The 24587-nt window shown below is 66.8% G+C and carries 22 protein-coding genes and 2 riboswitches; of the genes, 18 read left to right on the top strand and 4 right to left on the bottom strand.

Annotated elements, in window-relative coordinates; all coding sequences use genetic code 11:
- Nucleotides 1-10 precede the first annotated feature (10 nt).
- Complete coding sequence (gene cobD / locus MTR72_RS20465) at nt 11-976, top strand: threonine-phosphate decarboxylase CobD (RefSeq protein WP_280964809.1); 966 nt, start codon at nt 11-13, stop codon at nt 974-976.
- 4 nt (nt 977-980) lie between these two features.
- Here the strand turns inward: cobD and MTR72_RS20460 are convergent, their stop codons facing one another.
- Together MTR72_RS20460 and cobO are read right to left on the bottom strand one after the other, a co-directional pair.
- A complete protein-coding gene (locus MTR72_RS20460) occupies nt 981-2429 on the bottom strand; it encodes a cobyric acid synthase (protein ID WP_280964808.1) in 1449 nt (482 codons plus the stop codon).
- 12 nt (nt 2430-2441) lie between these two features.
- Entirely contained in the window at nt 2442-3077 is a 636-nt protein-coding gene (gene cobO / locus MTR72_RS20455; protein WP_280964807.1) for a cob(I)yrinic acid a,c-diamide adenosyltransferase, read from the bottom strand.
- A gap of 40 nt (nt 3078-3117) precedes the next feature.
- Nucleotides 3118-3335: riboswitch (cobalamin riboswitch) on the top strand.
- Between the two features lie 93 nt (nt 3336-3428).
- On the opposite strand from cobO, the gene MTR72_RS20450 reads away from it, so the two are divergent.
- From MTR72_RS20450 to cobJ, 7 genes are read left to right on the top strand one after another with little or no spacing between them, the layout of a single operon-like run.
- Nucleotides 3429-3803 carry a DUF1636 domain-containing protein gene (locus tag MTR72_RS20450; RefSeq protein WP_280964806.1) on the top strand — a complete coding sequence of 125 codons (375 nt, stop codon included), beginning with the start codon at nt 3429-3431 and terminating at the stop codon, nt 3801-3803.
- Nucleotides 3800-4834 (top strand): cobalamin biosynthesis protein CobW, encoded by a 1035-nt coding sequence (gene cobW / locus MTR72_RS20445; RefSeq protein WP_280964805.1) that lies wholly within the window; start codon nt 3800-3802, stop codon nt 4832-4834. The genes MTR72_RS20450 and cobW overlap by 4 nt, the downstream gene beginning before the upstream one ends.
- Nucleotides 4834-8082 carry a cobaltochelatase subunit CobN gene (gene cobN / locus MTR72_RS20440; RefSeq protein WP_280964804.1) on the top strand — a complete coding sequence of 1083 codons (3249 nt, stop codon included), beginning with the start codon at nt 4834-4836 and terminating at the stop codon, nt 8080-8082. Before cobW ends, cobN begins: the two co-directional genes overlap by 1 nt.
- The gene (cobG, locus tag MTR72_RS20435) at nt 8079-9242 is read left to right on the top strand and encodes a precorrin-3B synthase (protein ID WP_280964803.1); all 1164 of its coding nucleotides are present in this window, start codon (nt 8079-8081) and stop codon (nt 9240-9242) included. The genes cobN and cobG overlap by 4 nt, the downstream gene beginning before the upstream one ends.
- Nucleotides 9242-9871, top strand: coding sequence for a precorrin-8X methylmutase (locus MTR72_RS20430; RefSeq protein ID WP_280964802.1), 630 nt, complete (start codon nt 9242-9244; stop codon nt 9869-9871). Before cobG ends, MTR72_RS20430 begins: the two co-directional genes overlap by 1 nt.
- 2 nt (nt 9872-9873) lie before the next feature.
- Entirely contained in the window at nt 9874-10605 is a 732-nt protein-coding gene (locus MTR72_RS20425) for a precorrin-2 C(20)-methyltransferase (protein WP_280964801.1), read from the top strand.
- Nucleotides 10602-11336 (top strand): precorrin-3B C(17)-methyltransferase, encoded by a 735-nt coding sequence (gene cobJ / locus MTR72_RS20420; RefSeq protein ID WP_341510875.1) that lies wholly within the window; start codon nt 10602-10604, stop codon nt 11334-11336. The genes MTR72_RS20425 and cobJ overlap by 4 nt, the downstream gene beginning before the upstream one ends.
- Here the strand turns inward: cobJ and MTR72_RS20415 are convergent.
- Nucleotides 11312-12058, bottom strand: coding sequence for a cobalt-precorrin-6A reductase (locus tag MTR72_RS20415; RefSeq protein ID WP_280964799.1), 747 nt, complete (start codon nt 12056-12058; stop codon nt 11312-11314). The genes cobJ and MTR72_RS20415 overlap by 25 nt on opposite strands.
- Between MTR72_RS20415 and cbiE the strand changes: the two genes are divergently transcribed.
- Genes cbiE through cobT form a run of 7 tightly spaced genes read left to right on the top strand, consistent with a single transcriptional unit; the run spans nt 12057 to nt 18228 of the window.
- A complete protein-coding gene (cbiE, locus tag MTR72_RS20410) occupies nt 12057-13238 on the top strand; it encodes a precorrin-6y C5,15-methyltransferase (decarboxylating) subunit CbiE (RefSeq protein WP_341510874.1) in 1182 nt (393 codons plus the stop codon). The two genes, MTR72_RS20415 and cbiE, sit on opposite strands and share 2 nt — an antisense overlap.
- Entirely contained in the window at nt 13235-13603 is a 369-nt protein-coding gene (locus tag MTR72_RS20405; protein WP_280964797.1) for a cobalamin biosynthesis protein, read from the top strand. The genes cbiE and MTR72_RS20405 overlap by 4 nt, the downstream gene beginning before the upstream one ends.
- Nucleotides 13600-14382: a precorrin-4 C(11)-methyltransferase gene (cobM, locus tag MTR72_RS20400; protein WP_280964796.1), complete on the top strand. Its 783-nt coding sequence runs from the start codon at nt 13600-13602 to the stop codon at nt 14380-14382. The genes MTR72_RS20405 and cobM overlap by 4 nt, the downstream gene beginning before the upstream one ends.
- Nucleotides 14379-15689 (top strand): cobyrinate a,c-diamide synthase, encoded by a 1311-nt coding sequence (locus MTR72_RS20395; protein WP_280964795.1) that lies wholly within the window; start codon nt 14379-14381, stop codon nt 15687-15689. Before cobM ends, MTR72_RS20395 begins: the two co-directional genes overlap by 4 nt.
- Nucleotides 15686-16411 (top strand): uroporphyrinogen-III C-methyltransferase, encoded by a 726-nt coding sequence (cobA, locus tag MTR72_RS20390; RefSeq protein WP_280964794.1) that lies wholly within the window; start codon nt 15686-15688, stop codon nt 16409-16411. The genes MTR72_RS20395 and cobA overlap by 4 nt, the downstream gene beginning before the upstream one ends.
- Nucleotides 16412-16413: 2 nt before the next feature.
- Nucleotides 16414-17160: a precorrin-6A synthase (deacetylating) gene (cobF, locus tag MTR72_RS20385; protein WP_280971022.1), complete on the top strand. Its 747-nt coding sequence runs from the start codon at nt 16414-16416 to the stop codon at nt 17158-17160.
- Nucleotides 17161-17175: 15 nt separating this feature from the next.
- A complete protein-coding gene (cobT, locus tag MTR72_RS20380) occupies nt 17176-18228 on the top strand; it encodes a nicotinate-nucleotide--dimethylbenzimidazole phosphoribosyltransferase (RefSeq protein ID WP_280964793.1) in 1053 nt (350 codons plus the stop codon).
- Nucleotides 18229-18231: 3 nt separating this feature from the next.
- Here cobT and MTR72_RS20375 read toward each other — a convergent pair whose 3' ends face one another.
- Nucleotides 18232-18804, bottom strand: a complete 573-nt coding sequence (locus tag MTR72_RS20375; RefSeq protein ID WP_280964792.1) for a histidine phosphatase family protein — start codon at nt 18802-18804, stop codon at nt 18232-18234.
- Nucleotides 18805-18879: 75 nt separating this feature from the next.
- A riboswitch (cobalamin riboswitch) is annotated at nt 18880-19080 on the top strand.
- A 114-nt stretch (nt 19081-19194) separates the two neighbouring features.
- Here MTR72_RS20375 and MTR72_RS20370 point away from each other — a divergent pair.
- The 3 genes from MTR72_RS20370 to MTR72_RS20360 all read left to right on the top strand — a co-directional run bounded on the left by MTR72_RS20370 (nt 19195) and on the right by MTR72_RS20360 (nt 24547).
- Nucleotides 19195-21549, top strand: coding sequence for a TonB-dependent receptor (locus MTR72_RS20370; RefSeq protein WP_280964791.1), 2355 nt, complete (start codon nt 19195-19197; stop codon nt 21547-21549).
- A 12-nt stretch (nt 21550-21561) separates the two neighbouring features.
- Nucleotides 21562-22974: a PepSY domain-containing protein gene (locus tag MTR72_RS20365; RefSeq protein ID WP_280964790.1), complete on the top strand. Its 1413-nt coding sequence runs from the start codon at nt 21562-21564 to the stop codon at nt 22972-22974.
- A 139-nt stretch (nt 22975-23113) separates the two neighbouring features.
- Nucleotides 23114-24547: an NAD-dependent succinate-semialdehyde dehydrogenase gene (locus MTR72_RS20360; RefSeq protein WP_280964789.1), complete on the top strand. Its 1434-nt coding sequence runs from the start codon at nt 23114-23116 to the stop codon at nt 24545-24547.
- Nucleotides 24548-24587 lie beyond the last annotated feature (40 nt).

Raw genomic sequence — 24587 nt, 5'->3', positions numbered from 1 at the left:
AGAACAAGACATGCGCGAGCACGGTGGAAACCTCGATCAGGCCCGGCAACGTTTCGGCGGACGCGCGGAGGACTGGATCGATCTCTCGACGGGGATCAACCGGCGGCCTTACCCGGCCGTCGAGGTGAGTCTGCCGCAGTGGAGCGCTTTGCCGTCGCGATCCGAGATCGAGTCGCTGCATCAGGCCGCGCAACACGCCTATGGGACGCGCGCGCCGGTCGTTGCGCTAGGTGGCGCGCAGGCCGCGATTCAATTGCTGCCGCACATTGCATCGCGCGGCCACGCCCGCATTCTCGCGCCGACTTATAACGAGTATGCCGCGGTTCTTGTGGCCGCGGGCTGGGACGTTGAAGAGGTCGGCGAGCTGGATGCGCTCGCAGGCACCGACCTCGCCCTTGTCGTCAACCCCAACAATCCCGACGGCCGATGCCACCAACCCGAGACGCTGCTGGCGCTGCTGCCGCGCGTCGGCCGCCTCGTGATCGACGAAAGCTTTGCCGACGCGCTGCCGCACCTGTCGCTTGCGCGTGAGGCCGATCGGCCGGGACTGTTGATCCTGCGCTCATTCGGAAAGTTCTACGGGCTTGCCGGCCTGCGGCTCGGTTTCGCGCTCGGCAATGCGACCGATGTCGCAGCGCTCGCGGCGATGTCCGGCCCGTGGCCGGTGTCGGGCGCCGCGATTGCCATCGGGCAACGCGCCTTGCGCGATGATGACTGGGCCAAGGCAACCGCAGCGCGGCTCGTGCGCGACAGCATTCGGCTCGACGCCATGGTGCAGTCGCAAGGCTGGCGGCTCGTCGGCGGCACGCCGCTGTTTCGTCTCTACGAGACCGGCGACGCGCTGGTAGCGCAGGACAAGCTCGCGCGTGCCCACATCTGGTCGCGCGTCTTCGCGCAGAAGCCGACATGGTTGCGTCTGGGGCTTCCGGGCGGCGAGCCGGAATGGACGCGCCTCGCGGATGTGCTGGCGCGCTGAGCGCTCAGCGCGCCAGCGCGAGCAGGCCTTCGACATCAAGATGCGTCTCGATGTGCTCGGCGAGCGCGTCGAGCGCGCTTTCGACCCTGGCGTGGTAGGGCTCGTCGCCACCGGGAATGTCGAGTTTTGCAAGAAACGCCTTGCGGAAATCATCCGAGGTGAAGAGGCCGTGCAGATAGCTGCCGTGCACCCGCCCGTCGCGTGAGATGGCGCCTTCCGGTGCGCCGTCGAGCCTTGCGAACGGGCGTGCGCGATCCGGCCCTTCGGTGCGGCCGATGTGAATTTCGTAGGCCTCGATCGGCTGGTCGGTAGCCGTATGCACGGCTGCGACGCGCGTCAGCGTCTTCTGCGCGCTCATCTCCGTCGTCACGTTGAGAAGCCCGAGGCCTGGCGTTTCGCCTGCCGGCCCTTCGATACCGTCGGGATCGGCGACGCTTCGCCCCAGCATCTGGTAGCCGCCGCAGAGGCCGAGCACGTGACCACCCCTGCGGTGATGGGCGAGGAGATCAATGTCCCAGCCCTGCGCGCGCAGGAAGGCGAGATCGCCCCGGGTGGACTTGGAACCGGGGATGATGACAAGGCGGACGTCACCGGGGATCGCTTCGCCCGGTCGCACCATCACAAGATCGACGCCGGGCTCCAGCTTCAAGGGATCAAGGTCGTCGAAATTGGCGATCCGCGACAATGCGAGACAGGCGATCTTGTACTGGCCCGGCTTTCGCGCGTCGCGCAGCCCCAGCGCATCCTCGGCCGGAAGCTCGCCGGCGCGCGTGAACCACGGCAGCACGCCGAAGCCGTGCCAGGACGTTTTCGTTTCGATCAGCCGGTAGCCGTCGTCGAACAGCGTGGGATCGCCGCGGAACTTGTTGATGACAAAGCCCCGGATCATCGCGGCATCGTCCGGGTCGATCACCATCTTGATCCCGACGAGTTGCGCGATGACACCGCCGCGATCGATGTCGCCGACCAGCACCACCGGCACGTCGGCCTTGCGCGCAAAGCCCATATTGGCGATGTCGGCCTTGCGCAGATTGACTTCGGCCGGGCTGCCGGCACCCTCGACCAGCACGACGTCGGCGCGCGTCTTCAGCCGCTCAAAGCTCTCCAGCACGGCGCCCATCAAGGAAGGCTTCATTGCAGCGTAGTCGCGGGCGCGTGCGGTGGCGATGCGCTTACCGTGCACGATCACCTGTGCGCCGATATCGGTCTCAGGCTTGAGCAGCACCGGGTTCATGTCGGTGTGCGGCTCGACGCCCGCGGCGAGGGCCTGAAGCGCCTGGGCACGGCCGATCTCGCCGCCATCAACCGTGACGGCGGCATTGTTCGACATGTTCTGCGGTTTGAACGGGAGCACACGCAGGCCGCGCCGCGTGAACGCGCGCGCAAGGCCGGCGACGATGAGCGATTTGCCCACGTCCGAGCCGGCCCCCTGGATCATCAATGCGCGCGCCATTGCGATCTTGTCTCAGAACTCGACGCCGGCTTGCGCCTTGATGCCCGAGCGGAACGGATGCTTAACCAGCGTCATCTCCGTGACGAGATCGGCGATCTCGATCAGCTCGTCCTTCGCGTTGCGGCCGGTGAGGACGACATGCGTCATCGGCGGCTTCGAGGTCTTCAGGAAATCGACGACCTCGGCGATGTCGAGATAGTCGTAGCGCAGCGCGATGTTGATCTCGTCGAGCACGACCATGCGCAGCCGTTCATCGGATATCAGCTCCTTCGCCTTCTCCCAGCCGGCGCGTGCCGCGGCGATGTCGCGGGCGCGGTCCTGCGTCTCCCAGGTGAAGCCTTCGCCCATCGCATGGAACTGGCAGAGATCGCCGAAATGGCCGGTGAGCAGCCGCCGCTCGCCTGTATCCCAGGCGCCCTTGATGAACTGGACCACGGCGCAGGGGAAGCCATGAGCGACGCAGCGGACGATCATGCCGAAGGCCGACGAGGACTTGCCCTTGCCGGCGCCGGTATGGACGATGATGAGGCCCTTCTCGCCGCTCTTGGTCGCCATGATCTTGTCGCGGGCGACCTTGATTTTCGCCATTTTCGCAGCGTGCCGTGTGTCGGTGTCCTCGGTGGTTCGGGTATCGGGTTCAGGCGTCATCGGACGGGGTCCTTCGGCTTGACAAGTGGCGGCCATGGGCAAATGGTGGGCCCGCGTTGGTTCCTGTCCTACGACAGGCGAAGAGGGAATGCGATAGGGCGCGAATCGGCAAGATTTGAGCCCAAAATGCAGCCGCCCCCGCGACCGTGACCGGAGAGATGCCCGAAGCCACTGATCCCCCGGGATCGGGAAGGCGGGGATCGAAGGGACAAACCCTGCTCCGCAAGCCGGGAGACCTGCCAGCGCGGAGTTTGAGACCGGCGGACGGGGTGTTCCGCGACGGGGAAACGAGCCTTCGCCAGAACGGCTCGTGCGCCTCATCGCCTCCGGCCGTCTTTCGTGGAAGGGGCGATGACCGTCACGCTTCATGTCTGCATCACCTGCCGTGCCGGCCAGACGCTCGCCGAGGGCGAAGTCACGCCCGGAAAGCGCCTGCATGGCGCGATCCTCGACGCCGGTGTGCCCGAGGGCGTCACCGTGGTTCCCGTCGAATGTCTTTCGGCTTGCAGCCAGGGCTGCTCGGTGGCGCTGAGCGCGCCCGGCCGCTGGTCCTATGTTTATGGCCGATTGTCCGATGCCAACGCACGCGATGTGGTCGCGGGTGCCACGGCCTATGCGGCGGCGCCTGACGGCATCGTACCCTGGCGCAGCCGTCCCGAGATCTTCCGCAAGCAGTCGCTTGCCCGTATTCCCCCCATTGCCGTCGTGCCGGAGGCCGCCGAATGAACTCGCTCGCAAAAGTGCCGGTTACGGTCGTCACCGGTTTTCTGGGGTCCGGCAAGACCACGCTGATCCAGCACCTTCTCAGCAATGCCAACGGCAAGAAGCTCGCGGTGCTCGTCAACGAGTTCGGCAGCGAGGGTGTCGACGGCGAGATCCTGAAATCCTGCGCTGATGCGAACTGCCCGGAAGAGAATATCGTCGAGCTCGCCAATGGCTGCATCTGCTGCACCGTCGCCGACGATTTCATTCCGACCATGGAGCAGCTTCTGGCGCGGCCCGTGAAGCCCGATCACATCCTGATCGAGACATCGGGCCTGGCGCTGCCAAAGCCGCTGCTCAAGGCGTTCGACTGGCCGGAGATCCGTTCGCGCATCACGGTCGACGGCGTGATCGCACTCGCCGATGCCGAGGCCGTCGCAGCCGGCCGCTTCGCGCCGGATCCCGACGCGGTCGAAGCGCAGCGTGCGGCGGATGAAAATCTCGATCACGAGACGCCGCTGTCGGAGGTGTTCGAGGACCAGATCGCCTGCGCCGACATCGTGCTGCTGACCAAGGCCGATCTTGCCGGCGCCGCAGGCCTCGAGGCAGCCAAGGCGGCGATCTTGGCCGAGATGCCGCGCCGCGTGCCGATGCTGCCGGTCACAGATGGCGCGATCGACGTGCGCGTGATCCTCGGCCTGGGTGCTGCCGCGGAGAATGATCTCGCCGCGCGGCCCTCGCATCATGATGGCGAGGAGGAGCACGAGCATGACGACTTTGCCTCCGTCGTGATCGATCTTCCGGAGGTCAGGGATATCGACGGGCTGGTCGCATCGATCCAGAAGCTTGCGCGTGAGCAGAACGTGCTGCGTGCCAAGGGCTATATCGCCGTCGCGGGCAAGCCGATGCGCCTGTTGCTGCAGGCGGTCGGCGAGCGCGTGCGGCACCAGTTCGATAAGCCCTGGAGCACGGGCGCGCGGCAGTCGAAGCTGGTCGTGATCGGCGAACACGGCGATATCGACGAGGCCGCAATCAGGGCAGGACTTGGTATCTGATGCACGTCGTCTTCCGCGAGAGCCGCGGTCTGGAGGAGACCGCGACGCCAAGGGACATCGGCCAGGACCCGGCCGATCTCGTGGTGCTCTCGTTCTCGGACTCGGATCTTGCCGCATTCGCGGCCGGCTGGCGGCGCGGCCGCGACAGCCTGCCGTCGCTGCGGCTCGCCAATCTTGCGGAGCTGCGTCATCCGCTCTCGGTCGATACCTATATCGAGCGCACGCTTTCGCAGGCGCGCGGCATTCTGGTGCGCCTGATCGGCGGTGAATCCTACTGGTCCTACGGGCTCGCGGCCCTTCACCAATTGGCAAAGGACCGTAACATCGTGCTGGCGGTGCTGCCGGCCGACGGCCGAGACGATACGCGGCTGGATGCGTACTCGACCCTGCCGGTCTCGACGCTGCGGCGGCTGAAGGTGCTCTGCGACACCGGCGGTCCGGTCGCAGCGCAAGCCGCGATCGCGCAGCTTGCGCTGGCCTCGGGTCTCTATGCCGGGCCGGTCGTCGGCGAAATGAACGTTCCCGAAATGGGGTTCTACGATCCTGTACGCGGCGTGATCGCGGCGCCCCCTGGCTCCGACGGCAAGCCGCGCGCGCTTGTGACCTTCTATCGCGCCTATCTCACCGCCGCGGACACCGGTCCCGTTGATGCCCTGATCGCGGCGTTGCGCAAGCAGGGCTTTGACGCCTTTGGCGTGTTCGTCGTCTCGCTGAAGGCTGCGGGCGTTGCGGATTGGCTGCGCGCGCATCTTACGCAAAGCCCTCCGGCGGCGATCGTCAATGCGACGGCGTTCTCCGCGGCGGGCGATGACGGCACGACGCCGTTCGATGCAGCCTCATGCCCGGTGTTCCAGGTCGCGCTCTCGACGGCACGACGGGAGGACTGGTCGGAGTCGCTGCGCGGCCTGTCGCCCGGCGACCTCGCGATGCATGTGGTGCTGCCCGAGGTCGATGGCCGCCTGTTCGCGGGCGTGGTGAGTTTCAAATCGGCCGCTGCGCGCGATCACGATCTGCAATTCTCCCATCTTGCTCATCGTGCGGATGAAGAGCGCGTGAATGTGGTTGCCGCACGTGTTGCGGCCTGGCGGCAGCTTGCGGAGAAGCCGGCCGGTACGAGGCGGCTGGCGATCGTGCTCTCGAATTATCCGGGTCGTCCGCACCAGATCGCGCACGCGGTCGGTCTCGACGCGCTCGCCTCGGTCGAAGCGCTATTGTTCGATCTTGCTGAGACCGGCTTCGACGTCTCGCCGGCGCACGCGCTCGGCGAGACCCTTCTGACGCGGCAGTTGACCTGCAGCGTTGCCGACTATCGCGCGGCGCTCTCGCGTCTTCCGCAGCAATTGCAGGACGATCTCGCGCAAGCCTGGGGCGCGCCGGAAGACGATCCAAGCTGCTGCAACGGCGCGTTCCATTTTGCTGGCCTTGCATGCGGCAAGTCGATCATCGCCGTCCAGCCGGAGCGCGGTGAGGCGAGCACGCGCGATGCTGACTACCACGATCTCGCCCGCACGCCGCGCCACGCCTATGTCGCGTTCTATCTCTGGCTCCGGCAGCAGGGCATCGATGCCGTCGTGCACATGGGCGCGCACGGCACGCTGGAATGGCTGCCCGGAAAATCCGTCGCACTGTCGTTGAGCTGCTGGCCGGAGGCGCTGATTGGCGATCTGCCGGTCATCTATCCCTTCATCGTCAACGATCCCGGCGAGGCTGCACAGGCCAAGCGGCGCATCTCTGCCGTCACGATCGGCCACCTGCCGCCGCCGCTCGCGCAATCCGCGGTGCCGGAAGGCTTGCGCCGGCTTGAACGGCTCCTCGACGAATATTCGACGGCCGATGGTCTCGATCCCGCCCGCCGCCAGCGGTTGATCGCCGCGATCCGCGACGAAGCCCGCGCCGCCGGGCTTGAGGACGATCTCGGCCTGAGCCCCGCGGCTGCGCCGGCCGAAGCAATCCCGCGCATCGATCGCTTCGTCTGCGACCTCAAGGAAAGTCAGTTCGGCGACGGGCTGCACGTGTTCGGCCGCGGCGCCTGCGGCGATGCGGAGCGGGACGCGCTGCGCGCCGCGCTTGCGGGACAACGCGTCGCGCCGGGGCCGTCGGGCTCGCCCTATCGCGGCCGCCAGGACGTGCTGCCCACCGGGCGTAACCTGTTTGCGGTCGATCCGCGCGCCGTGCCGACGCCGTCGGCGCATGCGCAAGGCATCAAGCTCGCGGAAGAGCTGCTCCGCCGCCACTTGCAGGATCACGGCGACTGGCCGAAAGGGCTCGTCGTCGATCTCTGGGGCTCGGCAACGATGCGCACCGCAGGCGAGGAGTTTGCTATGGCGCTGCATCTCGCCGGCCTTGCGCCGCGCTGGGATCACGCCTCTGGGCGTGTGACTGGCTACGACATCATCGCACCGGCCGAGCTCGGCCGTCCCCGCATCGACGTCACGCTGCGTGTATCGGGCCTGTTCCGGGACGTGTTTTCAGGTCTCGCTCAAATGTTCGAGGCCGCAGCCGAGGCGCTCTCCGCGCGCGAGGAGGAGGGCGATGAGAATCCGTATCGCCATTGCGAGGCCCGCGTGTTCGCGCCGCGCCCCGGACAATACGGCGTCGGCCTATCGTCGATCCCGGATGTCTTCACGCCCGATACGCGCGAGGCCGCAGGCGAAGCCTGGCTCGCGGCTTCATCCTGGGCGTTCTCCGCCGATGGCGCGATGCAGCCCGATCGCGCCGGCATCGAGGCGCGGCTTGCCGCCGCCGATGCGTTCGTTCACGTTCAGGACTTGCCGGAAACTGATCTCTTGCTCGCCGCCGATTACGCCGCGCATGAAGCAGGCGTCGCGGCAGCCGCAGCACGCCTCGGCGCGGCCGCGCCATCGCTCTATCATCTCGACGCAACGCGGCCCGAGCAGCCGCATGCGCGTACGCTGACCGAGGAGATTTCGCGTGTGGTGCGTGCGCGGGCCGCCAACCCGGCCTGGATCGCCGGCATGATGCGCCACGGCTTTCGCGGCGCCGCCGAGATCACGGCGACGCTGGAGCATATGGCCGCCTTCGCTCATCTGGCCGGCGCCGTGCCGCCGCATCTGTTCGATCTCTACTTCGACGCGACGCTCGGCAATGACGACGTCCGCACCTTCATGGCGCGCGAGAATCCGGCGGCGCTGGCTGCGATGGAGGCATGCTTCACGCGCCTGCATGAGGCGTCGCTCTGGCAAACGCGCCGCAATTCGATCGCGGCGGCGCTGCGAGAGGCCTCATGAGCGCGGTCGCGATCAAGGGCTGGTGTCCCGGCGCGCTTCGGCCGATGCAGTCGGGCGATGGCCTTGTGGTCCGCATCCGCCCGTTCGGCGGGCGGCTCGAAGCAACACAAATTGTCGGCATTGCCGATCTCGCCGGGCGTTACGGCAATGGCCTGATCGACGTGACGAGCCGCGCCAATCTCCAGATCAGGGGCGTCGATGAACGGGGGCATGGGCCGCTGCTCGATGGGCTTGCGCGATTGGGATTGCTCGACCCCGATCAGGCGACGGAATCGCGGCGCAATATTCTGGTGACACCGTTCTGGGACAATCGCGACGAGACGCAGGCGCTCGCTGCGGAGCTGGAGGAAGCGCTGGCCGACAGCGCGCTCGAGCTTCCGACAAAATTCGGCTTCGCTATCGATGATGGGACATCGCGCGTGCTCGCCGGCGATTCCGCCGATGTGCGCATCGAGCGCGACCGCGTGGGCCGGCTTTTGGTACGGGCCGACGGCGCAAAGCTCGGTCGGTCCGTTACGCGTGGACAAGCTGTGACGACGGCGCTGGCGTTGGCAGAATGGTTCATCGCTTCCGGCGGTATCAAGGGCGGGCGAGGGCGCATGGCCACTCATCTCGCGCGTGGTGTGACATTGCCCGGGACATTGGGCGGCGAGACCGAGCCCGCGCCGATCACGGCCGCGGCGCGCCCCGGCCAATATCCGCAAGGCGCGCTGGTCGGCATCGCCTTCGGGCAATTGCCGCACACGACGCTGCATCAGCTATCCGATTGTGGACATGCGCTGCGCATGACGCCATGGCGAATGGTCCTCAGCGAAGGCAAGCGGGAGATGCCGAGCGCGGCGGGCCTCATCACCGACGCCTTTGATCCCTCGCTGCGCGTCATCGCCTGCAGCGGCGCGCCGCGCTGCCGCGAGGCGCATGCCGACACCCGGGCGCTTGCGGCGGTACTCGCGCCGCGCATCGCTGCCGACACCCGGCTTCATGTTTCCGGCTGCGCCAAGGGCTGCGCCCATTCCGGCGCGGCTGCGGTTACGCTGGTGGCGACCCGCGCCGGATTCGATCTCGTCCGCGACGGCTCGACGCGCGATGAGCCGGTCTTGCGCGGCTTGAGTGGCGCCGACATCGTCGGTGATCCTTCCATTCTGTTGGGAGGCCACTGATGCCGCATCTCTATGAGACCGATGGCGCGGCGATCTATCGGCAATCCTTTGCTACCATCCGCGCGGAGGCGGATCTGGCCCGCTTCACAGCTGATGAAGAGCAGGTCGTGGTGCGGATGATCCATGCCGCCGGCATGGTGGGCCTCGAGGCGCACATCCGCTTCACGCCGGGCATGGCAACCGCGGCGCGGGCTGCCTTAAAGAATGGCGCGCCGATCCTGTGCGACGCGCGCATGGTCTCGGAGGGAATTACGCGCGCGCGACTTCCCGCCGGAAATGCCGTCATCTGCACGCTCGGCGATGTCGCCGTTCCCACGCTCGCGCAATCCATGCGCAACACGCGCTCGGCCGCGGCACTGGAGCTATGGCGGCCGCATCTCGATGGTGCGATCGTTGCGATCGGCAATGCGCCGACCGCGCTGTTTCATCTTCTCAACATGCTGGAGGATCGCGACTGTCCGCGGCCAGCAGCGATCATCGGCTGTCCCGTCGGCTTCGTCGGTGCCGCCGAATCCAAGGCCGCGCTGATGGCCGATCCGCCGGCACCGGCGCTGACGGTCGAGGGCCGCCTCGGCGGCTCGGCGATCACCGTTGCTGCCGTGAACGCGCTGGCGAGCCGGAGCGAATAGCGATGGGACGCATCATCTGTTGCGGTCTCGGTCCCGGCGATCCTGATTTGATGAGCGTGCGCGCGGACCGAATGGTGCGGGCGGCGAAGCACGTTGCCTATTTCCGCAAGAAGGGCGGGCCCGGCCAGGCGCGGCGCATCGTCGAGGGCATGCTTGCAACTGAGGTGACCGAGTATCCGATGGAATATCCGGTCACCACCGAGATCGCTTTCGACAGTCCAGAATATGTTCGGCTCCTTGCCGGTTTCTACGACGAATGGGCGGAGCGCCTGGCGCGGCTTGCTCGCGCTGTCGATGTCGTCGTGCTCTGCGAAGGCGATCCTTACTTCTACGGCTCCTTCATGCATCTGCATACGCGCCTGCAAGGTCGTGTCGAGATCGAGGTGATCGCCGGCATTCCCGGCATGGTCGGCTGCTGGAACGCTGTCGGCCAGCCGATCGCGCTCGGCGACGACGTCACGACGGTGCTGATGGGCACGTTGGCCGAGGATGAGCTCGAACGGCGCATGCGCGATTCCAATGCGCTCGTCATCATGAAGACCGGCCGCAATCTCCAGAAAGTGCACCGCGCGCTCGCCGCTACCGGCCGGCTCGACGATGCCTGGCTGGTGGAGCGCGGCACCATGCCGGGCGAGCGGGTCGCGCGGCTCGCCGACGTCGATGCGGCCGAGTGTCCCTACTTCGCGATCGTGCTCGTGCACGGCAAGGGACGTTTCATGGATAGCGCCGAATGACGGGTACGCTGACCATTGCGGGCCTTGGGCCGGGCAGCGACGCGGTGGTGACGTCGGAGGTCTCCGCCGCGCTTGCGGCTGCAACCGACATTCTGGGCTATGCGCCCTATGTCGCGCGCGTGGCGCCACGGGCCGGACTTAGGCTGCATCCCTCGGACAATCGCGAAGAGCTGCAGCGCGCAAGCGAGGCCTTGCGTCTCGCCGCCGAAGGCGGGCAGGTCGTCGTCGTCTCCTCTGGCGATCCCGGCGTTTTTGCGATGGCCTCTGCCGTGTTCGAGGCACTCGAACAGACGCCGCAATGGCGCGATCTGCCGATCCGCGTGCTACCCGGCGTCACTGCCATGCTGGCGGCGGCGGCGCGCGCGGGCGCGCCGCTCGGCCATGATTTCTGCGCGATCAATCTCTCGGACAATCTGAAGCCATGGGCGGTGATCGAGAAGCGCCTGCGGCTCGCCGCGGAAGCCGATTTTGCCATTGCAATGTACAATCCGAGATCAGTGAGCCGGCCGGAAGGATTTGGCCGCGCGCTGTCCGTGTTGAAAGACGCTGGCTGCGGCGAGCGCCTGGTGATTTTCGCGCGTGCGGTCAGTGCACCAGACGAACGGATCGAAACCGTCACATTGCACGAGGCCCGACCCGAGATGGCCGACATGCGCACGCTCGTGATCGTCGGCAATTCGCAGACGCGTCGCGTTGGCCGCTGGGTCTATGCGCCGAGGCAGGTCCGATGACCGAGCCACTGCATCGCTTCGGTGACGCTCTCCACCCGCGATCTCTCGGGCAGCTCCGGCCGCGCGATCATGATCACGGGCAGACCGAGCGCGCGGGCGGCGTCGATCTTGGCGCGTGCGCCATCGCCGCCGGAGTTGCGGGCGACGATCCACGCGATACCGCGCGTGCGCATCATTTCGAGTTCGCCATCAAGCGTGAAAGGTCCGCGCGACACGATCACGTCTGCCGCGAAGGGCGGGGGCGCTGCGGGCGGATCGACGAAACGCAGCGTGTAGGCATGCTGCGGCTTGGTCGCGAACGGCGCGATGTGCTGGCGGCCGATGGCGAGGAATACGCGAGCCGGCGCCTCGGGAAGCGCAGCGACCGCGGCGTTGACGTCAGCGACCTCGATCCAGTTGTCGCCGGGCGCTCGGCCCCAGGGCGCGCGTTCGAGTGCAAGCAGCGGCGTGGCCGTATCCTTGCAGGCCTCGATCGCGTTGCGGCTCATCTCCGCGGCGAAGGGATGCGTCGCATCGACCACATGCGTGATGCCTTCACGTCGAATGTAGTCGGCAAGACCACTCGGCCCACCAAAACCGCCGATGCGGGTCGGCAGCGGCTGGCCGGCAGGAGCGCGGGTGCGGCCGCCATAGGAGTACACCGCGTCGATACCCGCGCGCGCGATCTCCGCCGCGAGCAGGCTCGCGTCGGCCGTTCCGCCCAGAACGAGGGCGCGCGTCATGGCTGATCCCTGGCTGACCATCATCGGTATCGGCGAAGATGGCCTTGCCGGCCTCTCGGACGCAAGCCGAAAGGCGCTCGCCGAGGCCGAAACCGTCTTCGGCGGCGAGCGTCATCTTGCACTCGCAGGCATAACCGGCCGCGGCCGTCCGTGGCCGGTGCCGTTCGACGCGGAAATCGTGCTGAGCCGTCGCGGTCGTCCGACAGTGGTGCTCGCCTCCGGCGATCCGTTCTGGCACGGCGCCGGTGGAAGCCTTGCCGAGAAACTCGATCGCGGCGAATGGACCGCGTACACCGCGCCGTCGACGTTCTCGCTCGTCGCGGCGCGACTGGGCTGGCGACTCGAATCAGTCGTTTGTCTCGGTCTCCACGCCGCGCCATTCGAACGCCTCGTGGCGCATCTGGCGCAAGGTGTGCGGATCATTTGCCTGGTCCGCGACAACAACGCGGCAGGCGACCTCGCAAGATGGCTGACCGCCCACGGCTGGGGCGCTTCGACATTCTGGAATCTCACCGCGCTCGGCGGACCAAGTGAAAGCGTGACGCAGCATCGCGCCGACAGTTATACGAGCGCTTCCACCGGCAACGTGGTCGCGGTGGCGCTGGAGGCGAGGGGAGCGCAGGGCATTCCCCGCAGCTCGGGCCTGTCGGACGATCTCTTCGTCCACGACGGCCAGATCACCAAGCGGCCAGTGCGCGCGCTCGCGCTGTCGGCGCTGGGACCACGCCCTGGCGAGCGGTTGTGGGACATTGGCGCCGGCTCAGGCTCGATCTCGGTCGAATGGGCACTGGGCGGAGGAACTGCGATCGCTGTCGAGGCGCGCGAGGATCGCGCTGCGAACATTCGCCGCAACGCGGCGGCGTTCGGATTGGCGCATCGGATTGCTGTCATCACAGGAAAGGCGCCTGAAGTTCTGGCTTCGCTGGAAGCGCCGAACGCTGTCTTCATCGGCGGAGGTCTCGATAGCGTGATGTTCGACGCTGTCTGGTCGCGGATTCTGGCTGGCACGCGGCTGGTTGCCCATGCCGTGACGCTGGAGACGGACGCGCTGCTCGGTGAGTTGCACCAGCGCCACGGCGGCGAGTTGATGCGGGTCGAGATCGCGCATGTCGGCCCGCTCGGCCGCTATCGCTCCTGGGAGGCGGCGCGTCCGGTGGTGCAATGGAGCGCGGTCCGATGAAAGTTGCCGGTCTCGGGTTCAAGACGGATGTGACGCTTGCCTCGCTTCGCGAGGCGCTGGTTGCGGCCGGCGGTTCCGCGGGCCTTTCCGCTGTCGCAACGGTCAGCCACAAGGCGGACGCGGAACCACTCAAGCTGCTCGCACGCGAGTGTGGCGTGCCGATCAAGGGCATTCCGGCCGAAGTCCTGGCTGGCACCGCAACGCCGACCCAATCAATGCTCATCGTGGAAAAATTCGGTACGGGATCGATCGCCGAGGCCGCAGCAATTGCTGCGGCCGGGCCCGGCGCGCGGCTGATTGCGACGCGGGCGGTCTCGCAGGATCGGACCGCGACGGCGGCGATCGCAGAAGGAGACGGCGCATGACGGTGCATTTCATCGGCGCGGGGCCGGGCGCGGCCGATCTCCTGACCTTGCGCGGACGCGACCTGATCGTCGCCTGTCCGGTCTGCCTCTATGCCGGTTCGCTTGTCCCCGCGGGCGTGCTGGCGCATTGCCCGCCGGGTGCGCGGATCGTCAATACCGCGCCTTTGTCGCTCGACGAGATCATCGCCGAGATTGCCGCCGCGCATGCGCAAGGCAAGGACATCGCGCGGCTGCATTCCGGCGATCTGTCGATCTGGTCGGCGATGGGCGAGCAGTTGCGTCGCCTGCGTGCGCTCGGCATTCCCTACAGCGTCACGCCGGGCGTGCCGGCCTTCTCGGCGGCTGCGGCGGCGCTCGAGGCCGAGCTGACGCTGCCTGGTCTCGCACAGACCGTGGTGCTGACGCGCACGCCGGGCCGTGCCAGCGCAATGCCCGAAGGCGAGAAGCTCGCCGCCTTTGCCGCAACCGGCGCGGTGCTCGCGATCCATCTGTCGATCCATCTGCTCGACAAGGTCATCGTCGAGCTCACGCCGCATTACGGCGCGGACTGCCCGGTCGCCATCGTCTGGCGCGCGAGCTGGCCGGACCAGCGCATCGTGCGCGCCACGCTGTCCACCCTCGATGCCGCGGTCGGTGCCGAGCTCGAACGCACCGCGCTCATCCTAGTCGGCAAGACGCTGGGCTCTGCGGATTTTTCCGAGAGCCGTCTCTATGCCGCAGATTATGACCGCCGCTATCGCCCGGTCGGCCCCGAGCCGCGCTTTCCGGAGGCCTCATGACGACCAGTCTCGTCATCTCCGCACCGGCCTCCGGCGTCGGCAAGACGACGCTGACGCTGGCGCTTGCGCGCGCCTGGCGTGATCGTGGCCTCAAGGTGCAGTGTTTCAAGAGCGGGCCCGACTATATCGATCCGGCATTCCACGCTGCCGCCACGGAGCGCGCTTCCGTCAACCTCGATAGCTGGGCCATGGACCGCGCAATGATCGCCCACTTGGTCAGTCGCGGCACTGATGCCGATATCGTGCTTGCCGAGGGCTCGATGGGCCTGTTCGACGGTGTCGCCGCGCGCGGCGTCTGCGGCACCGGCGCCACCGCCGATATCGCGGAGATGATGGGCTGGCCGGTGCTGCTGGTGATCGATCCATCCGGACAGGCGCAGACGGCTGCAGCGATCGCCGCGGGCCTGCGTGATTACCGCGCCGGCGTGCGCCTTGCCGGCGTGGTGCTCAACCGCGTCGCGAGCCCGCGTCACGAAGATCTCGTGCGGCGCGCGCTCAGCGATGCCGGCATCGCCGTGTTCGGCGCGCTGCCGCGTCACGCCGAGATCAGCCTGCCGAAGCGCCACCTCGGTCTCGTGCAGGCCGAGGAGCAAGCGGAGATCGGCGGCTTGATCGGGGAGGCTGCGCGCTTCGTCGCTGAGCATGTCGATCTCGATGCGGTGTTGCGATCGGCGGCCGCCTGGACGCCTCAAACGGCGACCAATGGCCTGAGTGTGACGCCGCCCGGGCAGCGCATTGCGCTGGCCCGCGACGCCGCGTTCTCGTTCGTCTATCCGCACATGTTGGAAGCCTGGCGCGCGGCCGGCGCCGAGATCGTGACATTCTCGCCGCTCGCCGACGAGGGACCCGATGCGAGTGCCGATGTCTGCTGGCTGCCCGGCGGCTATCCCGAACTGCATGCCGGTCAGCTCGCAGCCAATGCGCGCTTTCGCAGCGGCTTGCGCGCCTTTGCCGAGACGCGGCCCGTGCATGGCGAATGCGGAGGCTATATGGTGCTGGGCACGGCCTTGACCGACGCCGACGGTGTCCGCCACGAGATGACGGGCCTGCTCGGGCTGGAGACGAGCTTTGCAAAGCGCCGCATGCATCTGGGCTATCGTCTCGCCGAACTCGCCGCGCCAATGCCGGGGCATCGGGCCGGCGCACGCCTGCGCGGCCATGAATTCCACTATTCAACCATCATCGCGCAGCCTGATACTGCACTTGCGGTCGTGCGCGATGCCACCGGCGCAGTCATTGCCGAGACCGGCTCGCGCCGCAACCGTGCCACGGGCACGTTCTTCCATCTGATCGCGGAGGACCGGTGAGCGGCTTCGTCTCCTTCGTCTCCGCCGGTCCCGGCGATCCCGAACTCCTCACGGTGAAGGGGGTGGCGCGGCTGCGCGAGGCCGACGTCGTGCTCTATGATGACCTCGCCTCCGGCGCGATCCTCGATCTCGCCCGGCCCGGCGCCAATCTCGTCGCGGTGGGCAAGCGCGCGGGGCGCCCCTCGACCAAGCAGCAGCACGTCAACCGCCTGTTGGTCGACTATGCCGCGACCGGCGCGCGCGTGGTGCGGCTGAAGTCGGGCGATGCCGGAATATTCGGACGTCTGGAAGAGGAGATCGAGACGCTGCGCGCGGCCGGCATCGGCTACGAGATCATCCCCGGCGTCACCTCGGCATGTGTCGCGGCTGCCGAGGCCGGCATTCCCCTGACCCGGCGCCACACCTCGCGCCGGGTACAGTTCGTGACCGGGGCCGATGTCACCGGCGAACTGCCCAAGAATCTCAATTGGGCTGCGCTGGCCGATCCAGAGGCGACGACCGTGGTCTATATGGGCCGCCGCACATTCCCGGATCTCGCCGCGAAGCTGATCGCGCATGGGCTTTCCCCGGACACACCGGCGCTGTTCGCCGAATCCCTCGGTCGCCCGGACGAGCGGTTGCTGCGCACCACGATCGCCGAGCTGGCCAGGCAGCTCGCGCGGGGCGGCGCAGCCACGACGGCCGCCGTCATCGTGTTCGGCGCCCTGGCGGAGGCTGGTTGATCGTGCTGACGCTCTCGCTGATAGGCATCGGTTGCGGCGATCCGGAGCAGCTCACGCTGGCTGCGATCCGTGCCATCAACGCTGCCGATCTCGTCCTGATCCCGCGCAAGGGGACCGCGAAATCCGATCTTGCCGACTTGCGGCGGACGATCTGCGCCGACGTGCTCACCAACGAAAAGACCCGCATTGCTGAATTCGATCTGCCGGTGCGTGACAAGGAAGCGGATTATCGCAAGGGGGTGGACGATTGGCACGACGCTGTCGCCGCGACCTGGTCGCAGGCGATCGCAGATCATCTCGAAGGCGAGGGCCGTGTCGCGCTGCTGATCTGGGGCGATCCCTCGCTCTACGATTCCTCGCTGCGTATCGCGCGCCGGCTTGATCCACTGCCGACAATCGAGGTGGTCTCCGGCATCACCTCGATCCAGGCCTTGTGTGCGGCGCATGCGCTGCCGCTGAACGACATCGGCGAGCCCTTTCTGGTCACGACAGGACGGCGCCTGCGCGAGGGTGGATGGCCGCAAGGAGCAGATACGGTCGTCGTGATGCTTGATGGCGGCACGGCATTTCAGTCGCTCGATCCGAAGGGCCTGCACATCTGGTGGGGTGCCAATCTCGGCATGCCCGATGAGATCATCATGTCTGGCGCGCTCACTGAGGTCGGTCCGCGCATCGTCGCCGCGCGGCAAGAGGCGCGCGAGCGGCATGGCTGGATCATGGACAGCTACATTCTCAAACGCAGGCCATGACGTAAACGAGGTAGCATGCTTCCCGAATGGGTCTACCAGAAATGTCCTGATATCTCCGCGGTCCATCGCGACGCCGCGACCGCGCGTCAGGCGCAACTGACGAAGCCGACCGGCGCGCTCGGGCGGCTCGAGCAGCTTGCGATCGAGCTTGCCGGGCTCCAGGCCACCGAGCAGCCGCGCGCTGGCTGCGTCCCGATCATCGTCTTCGCCGGCGATCATGGCGTGGTCGCGCAAGGCGTGTCGGCCTATCCGCAGGCGGTGACCATTGCGATGATGGCAAATTTTGCGTCCGGCGGCGCCGCGATCTCGGTGCTGGCGCGTGAGCTCGGCTCATCCCTCGAGGTAGTCGACGCCGGCACGCTGGCGCAGGCGAAGATGGCCGGTATCATCACCGACAAGCCACGCAGCGGCACCCGCGACTTCAGCGTCGAGGCCGCGCTCGAACCGTCGGAACTGGCATTTGCCTTTGCATGCGGGCACCGCGCTGTGGCTCGCGCCGCGGCCTCACAGCCAAATCTACTCATTCTCGGTGAGATGGGCATCGGCAACACCACGACCTCGGCGGCGATTGCCGCGAGCCTGCTCGCTATGAGCGCCGAGGAGATCGCGGGCAGCGGCACCGGCATCGATGCGGCCGGCCGCGCGCACAAGGCAAGCGTGATCGACGCCGCGATCGCGCGCCATGGTTTGACCGATGCTTCGCCTGAGAAGATCCTGTACGCCGTCGGTGGTCTCGAAATCGCGGCCATCTGCGGCGCGATCATCGCCGCCGCGCAGCGCCGCATTCCGGTGCTGATCGATGGCTTCATCGTCTCGGTTGCGGCGCTGGCTGCGGTTCGTCTCAACCCGTCATGCCAGCCGTTTCTGCTGGCCTCGCACCAATCCGCGGAGCAGGGGCATCGGCTGGTTCTGCGCGCGCTGAACGTCCAGCCGCTGATCAGCCTCGATCTCAGGCTGGGTGAGGGATCGGGCGCCGCGATCGCGTTGCCGCTGGTCCGTCTGGCCTGCGCACTCCACAACGGCATGGCGACGTTTGCCGAGGCCAACGTGCCGGATCGTCCGGCCTGATGTTCAGCCGGCGCGCTGATTGACGGACACGACGCGCCAGCCGGTCGCGAGCCGGTCGATGCGGGTGAGCGACAACGGATCGATGACGAAGCGGAGCGCCGCCCGCGGCGCAAGATCGAGCGCGATGCAGAGCGCGGCGCGGATCGTGCCGGAGTGGACCACGAGAATGACCGGACCGGTTTTGACGGTCGAGAGGCCTTGGCGGACGCGGGCGATCTGTTCCTCAAAGCTTTCACCACCGGGCGGTTTAGCTCGCGCGGGGTCGTTCCAGAATTGCGCATAGGTATCGCCGCCCGCCGCAGCCAGATCATCGTGGCGCTGGCCGGTCCAGTCGCCAAAATCCTGTTCGCCGAATTCCTGTGCGAGCCTAGGGCTGAGCCCGAGCGCGCGTGCCGTATCGACCGTCCGCCGCGAAGGGCTTGCATAGCTTACAGCTTCACGCGGCAGGCAGCGTCGCAACGCGTTGATCCGCGTGCGGTCGCCGAGATCGGCCGGTGCCTCCGCCGCATGGATCGTGCCCGCGATGCCGTCGACGGCCGCATGACGTATCAGCCAGAGGAAGGTCTCGCCTTCCATTCGATGTCTCCTGAAAACCACTGCGGCAAGAACGCCGCAGCCCAGCCCACATACATTGACTCGGTCCGCCTCTTAATCCTAGATGTCCCTGACGGTTTCCCCGAAAGGGGATGAAAAGGGAATGCGGTGCGGGGATGTATCCCCAATGCCGTAGCTGCCCCCGCAACTGTGAGCGGAGAATCCTTCGTCAGGAGCCACTGGGCCCTCGGTCCCGGGAAGGCGACGAAGCGGTCATGACCCGCAAGCCAGGAGACCTGCCGTCAGCCGTGGTCACACGCGAAAATGTCGGTCGGGGAGTACAGACATTCGGCTTCATCGGAGGGCTGCAAGGCCGAAGGTGAGACCTGGTTCGCTGTGACGTGCCACTGACGTCACACCGAGGTTCGAACCATGTCTTTCATCCGTGCGGCGAGTCCGCGCAAAGTCCTGCTCGCGTCCGCTGCCCTCACATCGCTTGCGTCAATTGACATGCCTGCGGCATCCGCGGAGCAGGCCCGCGATCCGCTGCCGCCGGTCGAGGTGACCCCCGCCCCGTCCCGCAAACCGGCCAAGCCTGCGCGCAGCGAGGGACGGTCCGTGCGCCGAACCGCGGCCGTCAGGCCTGCCGCAGTGCCGGCCGCGCAGAACCCGGTTGTCGCGACCACGGCGCAGACACCGCTCAACACCAATGCGGTGGCCGTAAGCGCCTCGCGCCTCGGCCTGACCGTGCGCGAGATCCCCGCAACCGTCGAGGTGATCTCGGCCGAGACCATGCGCGAGCAGGGCTACCGCACCGTTTCGGAGGTCGCCCAAGGTGCGGTCGGCGTCACCTCCGGCGACAATCCGGCCGAGCCATCGGCCTTCTCGATGCGCGGCTTCACCAACAGCCAGATCAACATGCTCTACAACGGCATCAAGATCGGCCCGCAGAACATGACGTCGCGCATCATGGACACGGCCAATCTCGAGGCCGTGGAATTCCTGAAAGGCCCGGCCTCGGTGATGTCGGGCGAGGGCGCCGCCGGCGGCGCGGTCAATGTCGTCACCAAGCAGCCGCATACCGGACCGATCCGGAATGAAGCTGATTTTTCTTGGGATTCCCTGAACTCGTTCCGCGCCCATTACGGCTCCGGCGGCAGCACCAACGTACAAGGCCTCGACTACCGCTTCGACATCAGCCGTTCCTCGCTGCACGGCTTTGCCGACGATACCAATACAAGGACGTTCGACGTCTCGAGCCAGCTCAACTACCGCATCTCCGACAGTCTTAAGATCTGGGGCGCGATCGAATACCGCGAGGATCGCGGGAGCCCCTATTGGGGCGTGCCGCTGGTGCCGATCGCCTTCAGCGGCTCGCATGCGACGAGCGGCATCGTCTCCGGCAATTACGTTTCGAACTACAACGGCTCGAACCTCGGCGCCGTCACCATCGACGACCGAACCTTCAATACCAACTACAACGTTCTCGATAACCGTAACGTCGCTCAGGAGGTGTGGCTGCGCGGCGGCTTCGAGCTGAAGCTCGCGCCGGGCCTCACCCTGAAGAGCCAGGCCTACGGTTATGGCGCGGAGCGCGAGTGGTTCAACAACGAAGTCGAGGCGTTCAATGCCAATTCGAACCTGGTCGACCGCGAGCGCTTCTATGTCGCGCACAGCCAGCGGCTGGTCGGCAACATCACCGACCTGACCTGGGACACGAATATCGCAGGCTTCGATAATCGCCTTGTCACGACGCTTGCGGTGAGTAACCTCGACTTCGTCCGGCCGGGGGCCGCCAATTTTCCGCACGATCAGGTCACGCTGGTCGATCCCGTGCGCGGCTATTACGGCCTGCTGACGACGCAGCAGCAGACCGCGCGCATCGACAACGAGGCGCTGACTTTCGAGGACCGGCTGAAACTCACACGCAGCTTTGCGCTGGTCGGCGGCCTGCGCGTCGAGCATATCGGGCTCGACCGCAACGCGACCGACGTGAACGGGCTGGAGAAGGCGAACTTCCCGTTCTCGCAGTCCTGGGCACCGGTGACGGGCCGCTTCGGCTACACCTGGGAGGCCGTTCCCGGCCTGACCTTCTTCAGCCAGTACGCCACCGGGGCTGATGTCTCCGCCAACAACATCTTCCTGCTCGCACCCACCCAGCCGCTCGACCTGACGACTTCGCGCACCTATGAGACGGGCGTAAAGCGTTTGTTCTGGGACAACAGGGCGGAGTGGTCGTTCTCGGCCTACGACATCCAGCGCAAGAACGTCTATGCTGCGGCTGGCGGCATGCAGCTCAACATTGCCGGACGGCAGGAGTCGAAGGGCGTGGAGCTCGCGGCGTCTGTCCGTCCCATCGACGCGCTACGGCTGTGGGGCAACATTGCCTATGTCGATGCGCGCTACGCCGATTACAATTTCGTCGGTGGATCGTTCTCAGGGAACACCCCGCCGAACGTACCGCGCATCGTCGCCAATGCGGGGGCATCGTACCGCTTCTTCACGCCCTGGCCGGTCGAGCTCGGCATCGTCGGCCGCCATGTCGGCGACCGCTTCAACACCGATGCGAACGTCGTGACGCTGAAAGCCTACACTGTGGCCGACGTCTATGCCTTCGTCGACATCCCCAGGACGGTGTTTGGCGCGGTCGACCAGGCCCGCCTGACCTTCCGCGTGCGCAACATCACCGACAAGCGCTATGCGATCTGGGGTGACCCGTTCTATCCCGATCAGATCCTCTTGGGAGCGCCACGCACCTACGAGGTCTCCGCGGCGTTCAAATGGTGAGGCGCTGAAGGTATGATGGGCGCGATCGTCCTTGTGCATCGCTGGCTCGGCATCGCATTTTGCCTGCTGTTCGCCATGTGGTTCGCGACAGGGATCGTGATGCACTTCGTTCCGTTTCCGTCGCTGACGGAGGCGGAACGCTTTGCTGGCCTCGCGAGTCTCGATCGCACGTCGGTGGTCATCGCCGCTGCTGACGCGGTCGCCGCCAGCGGGATCGCGGACGCCAGGCGCGTTCGCCTGATCCAGCGCAGCAACGGTCCCGTGTACATCGTCTCGGGCCCGTCGCGCTTGCGCGCCGTCCGCGCCTCCGATGGAACCGATGCAGCGGTGGCGTCGCCCGATGTCGCGCTTGCGATCGCACGGGATCATGCCCGCCGGCGCGGGCTCGACGCCGCGCATGCGGCCATCGTCGCGCGCGCCCGCTACGATCAATGGAGCGTGCCGAACGGTTTTGATCGGCACCGGCCGTTGTTTCGCGTTGGGCTCGGCGACGCCGCCGGGACCGAGGTCTATGTATCGCCCCGCACAGGCGAGGTCGTGCTGGACACGACGCGGAGCGAGCGTGGCTGGAATTTCGCCGGCAGCGTCCTGCACTGGATCTATCCGACGGTACTCCGAAGCAACTGGCCGCTATGGGATCGCTTGGTCTGGACGTTGTCGCTGCTGGCTCTGATCGCAGCCGTACTCGGTGCGGTGTTGGGCATCGCGCGGATCAGATTGCCTTATCGCGGCTGGCACGCCTTGCATCACATCATCGGCCTTGTGGCGACGACATTCGTGCTGACATGGATCTTCAGCGGCTGGCTCTCCATGGATCACGGCCGGCTGTTTTCGCGCGGCGAGTTGACGCCAGCCGAAGCGGTCGCCGCGGGCGCTGCTCCGGATTGGATCGCAGCCGTGTCGTTGGATCATGCGCCGCTGTCGCCGTCCGCCCGCGAGGTCGAATGGTTCGCCTTCAACGGCCAACTCTATCGCCGCGACCGGATCGCGCTCGATAAGCAAGTCCTGTTCGGCGCAGACGAGGGCGGGCCGGTTCGGCAGACGGGATTCCTCAGTGCGGGCGAGGTCCAGCGATTTGTTGCCCGCCTTGCGACAGGCTGCGACACGCCGACCGTCCTTGCGGCCAACGACGACTATCCCGCGTACTCCGTCGTCTCTCGCGCGCCCGTCTACCGTACCATATGCGGCGACGTCTGGTTCGACATCGACGCTGCCGACGGCACCGCACTACAAAGGCTCGACGCGTCGCGGCGGGCCTATCGCTGGCTCTACAGCGCGCTGCACACGCTCGATTTTCCGGTCCTGATGGCGCACCCGATGCTGCGTGACGGCCTGATCGTCGGCCTCTGCGCCCTTGGGTTCGTATTCTCCATCACCGGGATCGTCATCGGCTGGCGCCGCCTGCGCCTCTCTTTCGCTGCATGAGAGGAAGATCAGCGATGCGCTGCTGCGACATCACGGATCCCTTTTCGCCGGCCGGCTTTCAGTGTAGCTCTGCCCCGGCTTGGAACGGCGGGCGCCCATCCCGCCGACGATGCGAAAATCATGTCAGGAGGCAGCAAGGATGTACCCGAAAGTTCAGATGTTCATCGCCGGCGAGTGGACCGATGGTTCCTCCGGCAAGTCGGAGGACATCCTCAACCCCGCGACCGGTCAGCCGATCGGCAAGACCCCGCACGCCTCCCGCAGGGACCTCGACCAGGCGCTGGAAGCCGCCAAGGCCGGCTTCGAGACCTGGCGCCGGACCTCGCCGTTCGACCGCTACAAGCTGATGCGGAAAGCGGCCGACATCATTCGCTCGCGCGCCGCCGAGATCGCGCCGGTGATGACCATGGAGCAGGGCAAGCCGATCGCGGAAGCAACCGGTGAGACCATGCTGGCCGGCGACCTCATCGACTGGTTCGCGGAAGAAGCGCGCCGCGCCTATGGCCGCATCGTGCCGCCGCGGATGGGCAACGTCTCCCAGCTCGTGACCAAGGAGCCGGTCGGCCCCGTCGCCGCCTTCACACCCTGGAATTTCCCGATCAACCAGGCGGTGCGCAAGATCTCGGCTGCGCTCGCCGCGGGCTGTTCGATCATCGTCAAGGGGCCCGAGGAGACCCCGGCAAGCTGCATGGAGCTGGTGCGGGCCTATGCGGACGCGGGCATTCCCGCCGGCGTCGTCAATCTCGTCTTCGGCGTACCGTCCGAAGTGTCGGAATATCTCATCCCGCACCCGATCATCCGCAAGATCAGCTTCACCGGCTCGACCGCCGTCGGCAAGCATCTCGCTGCGCTGGCCGGCGCCCACATGAAGCGCGTCACTATGGAGCTCGGCGGCCACGCACCGGCGATCGTGTTCGAGGATGCCGATCTGGACAACGCGGCCAAGATTCTGTCGGCCAACAAGTTCCGCAACGCCGGCCAGGTCTGCGTGGCGCCGACGCGCTTCCTGGTGCATGAGAGCGTCTACGAGCCGTTCGTCGACAAGTTCGTCGCGGCCGCCAAGAGCCTCAAGGTCGGCAACGGCCTCGACAAGGACACCCGCATGGGGCCGCTCGCCAATCCACGCCGCGTCGATGCGATGGAAGGCCTCGTCTCCGACGCAGTGCAGCGCGGCGCCAATGTGCGCACCGGCGGTAAGCGCATCGGCAACGAAGGCTTCTTCTTTGAGCCGACGGTGCTGACCGATGTGGCGCGCGATGCGCGCATCATGAACGAGGAGCCGTTCGGTCCGGTCGCGCCGATCACCTCGTTCCGCAGCTACGCCGAGGTGGTGGCCGAGGCGAACCGTCTGCCCTATGGGCTTGCGGCTTATGCCTACACCACCTCGACCAAGACGATGCAGGCGATCGGTGCCGACGTCGAGAGCGGCATGGTGTCGATCAACCATCACGGGCTCGCGCTGCCGGAGGTGCCGTTCGGCGGCATCAAGGATTCCGGCTACGGCTCGGAAGGCGGACTTGAGGCGATCGAGGGCTACCTCAACACCAAGTTTGTGACCCAGGCGAGCGCTTGACGCGCGCCGTCCATAGCGAAGCGCGTCACGGCCTGCCGTG

The organism is Bradyrhizobium sp. ISRA442, from assembly GCF_038085055.1.
GTDB lineage: Bacteria > Pseudomonadota > Alphaproteobacteria > Rhizobiales > Xanthobacteraceae > Bradyrhizobium.
The sequence above is the reverse complement of the archived record's forward strand: the minus strand, read 5'-3'. Positions and strand labels throughout refer to the sequence as shown.

Bases quoted from the DNA above. Each gene is read 5' to 3' on its own strand.
- MTR72_RS20395 (WP_280964795.1), top strand. From the start codon at position 14,379: ATGACGACCAGTCTCGTCATCTCCGCACCGGCCTCCGGCGTCGGCAAG.
- cobG (WP_280964803.1), top strand. From the start codon at position 8,079: ATGAGCGCGGTCGCGATCAAGGGCTGGTGTCCCGGCGCGCTTCGGCCG.
- cobO (WP_280964807.1), bottom strand. From the start codon at position 3,077: ATGACGCCTGAACCCGATACCCGAACCACCGAGGACACCGACACACGG.
- cobJ (WP_341510875.1), top strand. From the start codon at position 10,602: ATGACGGGTACGCTGACCATTGCGGGCCTTGGGCCGGGCAGCGACGCG.
- MTR72_RS20360 (WP_280964789.1), top strand. From the start codon at position 23,114: ATGTACCCGAAAGTTCAGATGTTCATCGCCGGCGAGTGGACCGATGGT.
- cbiE (WP_341510874.1), top strand. From the start codon at position 12,057: ATGGCTGATCCCTGGCTGACCATCATCGGTATCGGCGAAGATGGCCTT.
- cobT (WP_280964793.1), top strand. From the start codon at position 17,176: ATGCTTCCCGAATGGGTCTACCAGAAATGTCCTGATATCTCCGCGGTC.
- cobN (WP_280964804.1), top strand. From the start codon at position 4,834: ATGCACGTCGTCTTCCGCGAGAGCCGCGGTCTGGAGGAGACCGCGACG.
- MTR72_RS20430 (WP_280964802.1), top strand. From the start codon at position 9,242: ATGCCGCATCTCTATGAGACCGATGGCGCGGCGATCTATCGGCAATCC.
- MTR72_RS20425 (WP_280964801.1), top strand. From the start codon at position 9,874: ATGGGACGCATCATCTGTTGCGGTCTCGGTCCCGGCGATCCTGATTTG.
- MTR72_RS20460 (WP_280964808.1), bottom strand. From the start codon at position 2,429: ATGGCGCGCGCATTGATGATCCAGGGGGCCGGCTCGGACGTGGGCAAA.
- cobD (WP_280964809.1), top strand. From the start codon at position 11: ATGCGCGAGCACGGTGGAAACCTCGATCAGGCCCGGCAACGTTTCGGC.
- MTR72_RS20450 (WP_280964806.1), top strand. From the start codon at position 3,429: ATGACCGTCACGCTTCATGTCTGCATCACCTGCCGTGCCGGCCAGACG.
- MTR72_RS20375 (WP_280964792.1), bottom strand. From the start codon at position 18,804: ATGGAAGGCGAGACCTTCCTCTGGCTGATACGTCATGCGGCCGTCGAC.
- MTR72_RS20415 (WP_280964799.1), bottom strand. From the start codon at position 12,058: ATGACGCGCGCCCTCGTTCTGGGCGGAACGGCCGACGCGAGCCTGCTC.
- MTR72_RS20405 (WP_280964797.1), top strand. From the start codon at position 13,235: ATGAAAGTTGCCGGTCTCGGGTTCAAGACGGATGTGACGCTTGCCTCG.
- MTR72_RS20365 (WP_280964790.1), top strand. From the start codon at position 21,562: ATGATGGGCGCGATCGTCCTTGTGCATCGCTGGCTCGGCATCGCATTT.
- cobW (WP_280964805.1), top strand. From the start codon at position 3,800: ATGAACTCGCTCGCAAAAGTGCCGGTTACGGTCGTCACCGGTTTTCTG.
- cobM (WP_280964796.1), top strand. From the start codon at position 13,600: ATGACGGTGCATTTCATCGGCGCGGGGCCGGGCGCGGCCGATCTCCTG.
- MTR72_RS20370 (WP_280964791.1), top strand. From the start codon at position 19,195: ATGTCTTTCATCCGTGCGGCGAGTCCGCGCAAAGTCCTGCTCGCGTCC.